This window comes from Pseudomonas sp. SIMBA_068 (genome assembly GCF_046534705.1).
In the GTDB taxonomy this organism is placed as follows: Bacteria; Pseudomonadota; Gammaproteobacteria; order Pseudomonadales; family Pseudomonadaceae; genus Aquipseudomonas; species Aquipseudomonas putida.
This window is the reverse complement of record NZ_JAWRYI010001937.1, coordinates 1-224: the sequence shown is the minus strand read 5'-3', so window position 1 is coordinate 224 and position 224 is coordinate 1. Positions and strand designations below refer to the sequence as shown.

The window sequence follows — 224 nt, the reverse complement described above, 5'->3', positions numbered from 1 at the left end:
ACCTGACGGGACAGCAGGATGTGCTCACGGGTTTGTGGCATCGGACCATCGGCGGCCGAGCAAACCAGGATCGCGCCATCCATCTGGGCAGCACCGGTGATCATGTTCTTCACGTAGTCAGCGTGACCTGGGCAGTCAACGTGAGCGTAGTGACGAATGTTCGAGTTGTACTCGACGTGAGCGGTGTTGATGGTGATACCGCGCGCTTTTTCTTCCGGAGCCGA

Annotated in this window: 1 protein-coding gene; it reads right to left on the bottom strand. The window is 58.5% G+C overall.

Annotated features, from left to right (window positions below; genetic code table 11):
* On the bottom strand, positions 1-224 hold a 224-nt coding region (locus tag SB756_RS36550; RefSeq protein WP_410914153.1), incomplete at both ends, for a GTP-binding protein.